Source organism: Pedobacter sp. 01T416_2 (assembly GCF_056398925.1).
The window spans coordinates 1-1,997 of the sequence record NZ_JBFTQI010000960.1 but is presented as its reverse complement, the minus strand read 5'-3'; the positions used below and the strand labels follow the sequence as shown (position 1 = coordinate 1,997).

General features: G+C 38.6%; 2 protein-coding genes. One reads left to right on the top strand and one right to left on the bottom strand.

The genetic code is table 11. The features are described 5' to 3' along the window. Positions 1-152: 152 nt before the first annotated feature. Positions 153-1,037, bottom strand: coding sequence for an NmrA family NAD(P)-binding protein (locus AC1DPQ_RS26300; protein WP_477611374.1), 885 nt, complete (start codon positions 1,035-1,037; stop codon positions 153-155). Between AC1DPQ_RS26300 and AC1DPQ_RS26295 the strand changes: the two genes are divergently transcribed. After that, positions 1,036-1,473, top strand: coding sequence for a winged helix-turn-helix transcriptional regulator (locus AC1DPQ_RS26295; RefSeq protein ID WP_477579786.1), 438 nt, complete (start codon positions 1,036-1,038; stop codon positions 1,471-1,473). The genes AC1DPQ_RS26300 and AC1DPQ_RS26295 overlap by 2 nt on opposite strands. The last annotated feature ends 524 nt before the right edge of the window (positions 1,474-1,997 follow it).

Genomic DNA, 1,997 nt, shown 5'->3' with positions numbered 1-1,997 from the left:
GTATACACTTCACAATCCATCGAAGGTATTTTCAGATATTTGAGAGTATGGAAATTGTTTGATCAGGAATGGAAAGTAATTGCCGGAAGCTGTGTGGCCATATAAAAAATAACAGCTGCCAGGTTTAAATCCAGGCAGCTGTTATAACTCAATTAATTCTGGTATGCCGCAGCAAACTCAGCAGCAAAATCTTTAAGCTTAATGTTGCCTAAAACGGGCCTGTTTTTATAATAATCTACAAAAAGTTTATTGCTTCTGATCGCATCGCCCATTTCAACATAGTTTTTGGCTATTTCTTCAGGTAAACCTGCTCCTACCATTCCGTTAAACGCATCTTCATCGCTAAATTCTATCCATGGTAATGCTGGTTTACCGATTGCAGTACCTAATACTTTTGCAACATCAGACGGCGTACTTTCATCATCACTGGCTACATACTGTATGGTTTTGCCTGTAAAATTACTTTCCAATACTTCAGCAGCTACTTCAGCAATGTTACGGGGATGCACCAAAACAAGTTTCGAATCGGCGCCAAAATTAGACCCTAATATGTTTGCATGTTTAACCATATCGATGTTGGCTAAAAAGTTGATATAGAAATAACCAGCACGTAAATGTTTTACATCTACCCCATTTAATGTGGCAAAAATATTTTCTACATCATGTAATCCTGCAATTGGGCCTGTTCCATCCGGCAGATCTGCACCTACGCTACTTAAATTCACTACTTTTTTAACGCCCGACTCTTTTATGGCAGCTGCATAATTTTCGCCGATACCTTTAATATATGCCCTAAATTTTGGTGCCGCAAAATTTGGTGGCACCATGGTGTAAATGGCATCAGCCCCGGTAAAAGCATCCTTTAAAAATCCTGTATCGGTTACACTACCAATTAAAGGTATTGCACCCAGCGATTTAATTTCTTCGGTTCTATCGGTGTTACTGCTAATAATTTTTACTTTATGGCCTTTGGCTACCAGTATTTCGGCAAGGGGTTTAGTAATATTACCTATTGATCCTGTTAATGTTATTTTCATGATTTTTTTGTTTTTAAATATTGAATACAAAGCTATATTTGTACTTACTTTTATACAAGTACTTACCCCAAAGTATGTAACTATGACAGCTGTTAAAGAAAGTTCGACCCGTAATTTTAATAAAGGTGTAGCGCTAACCAGCTGCCCGGTTACATTTGTAATGGAAAAAATTGGTGGTTATTGGAAGCCGATTATTATTTTTCATTTAATGAGTGGCCCAAAACGTTATAGTGAGTTAAAACGTGCGATACCACAGATAACTGAAAAAATGCTTATACAGCACTTAAAGCAATTGCAAAATGATGACCTCGTTCATCGGGATGCACAAGCTGTTGTTCCTCCCGTAGTTACCTATAGCCTCACAAAATCGGGGCAGGATCTTTTTCAGGTGTTAGATTCGATGGTAGATTGGGCCATTAAAAATGGCTCTGTTTAACTATTATACGTACTCATCTGGGCAATTAGAATTACGAACGAATGTATAAATAGTAGCACAAACTAAATGATATGAACCTTTTCGAAGCGAAACGCGGGAACCAACTTGATTACCTGCACAGGCATTGCGCTCCGAAAAGAAAATTAGTCGATAAATAGTCGATATAATTTTTTCATTGATTGGAAATGAGAGGGTGGTTTTTCATCGGAGATTGCAGTCCTGCTGTTCGCTGTAGCCCTCATGCTTCGGGGCTGCCGCTGCCATCAGGTTTACGAACAGCGTAGGTACAAGCTGCAGCCTCAAAATGAATACGGTTTTGGCCATTTAGCCCTGGGTGGGAGCTGTACCCCAATGTCATTAAGTAAGGATAAATCGCAAAAAGATGTCACCCTGAGGCATAATTTATTGTATAAAAATCAATATTAATGAGAAGTGAATTTAAAAGATTAAATCTCCTCAGATTATCGTCATTGCGAGAAGGCTTTTTCAGCCGACGAAGCAATCTTCATGGCAAGGATCACTAG

Excerpts from the sequence above, each read along its gene's own strand:
- AC1DPQ_RS26295 (WP_477579786.1), top strand. The coding sequence starts at position 1,036 with ATGATTTTTTTGTTTTTAAATATTGAATACAAAGCTATATTTGTACTT.
- AC1DPQ_RS26300 (WP_477611374.1), bottom strand. The coding sequence starts at position 1,037 with ATGAAAATAACATTAACAGGATCAATAGGTAATATTACTAAACCCCTT.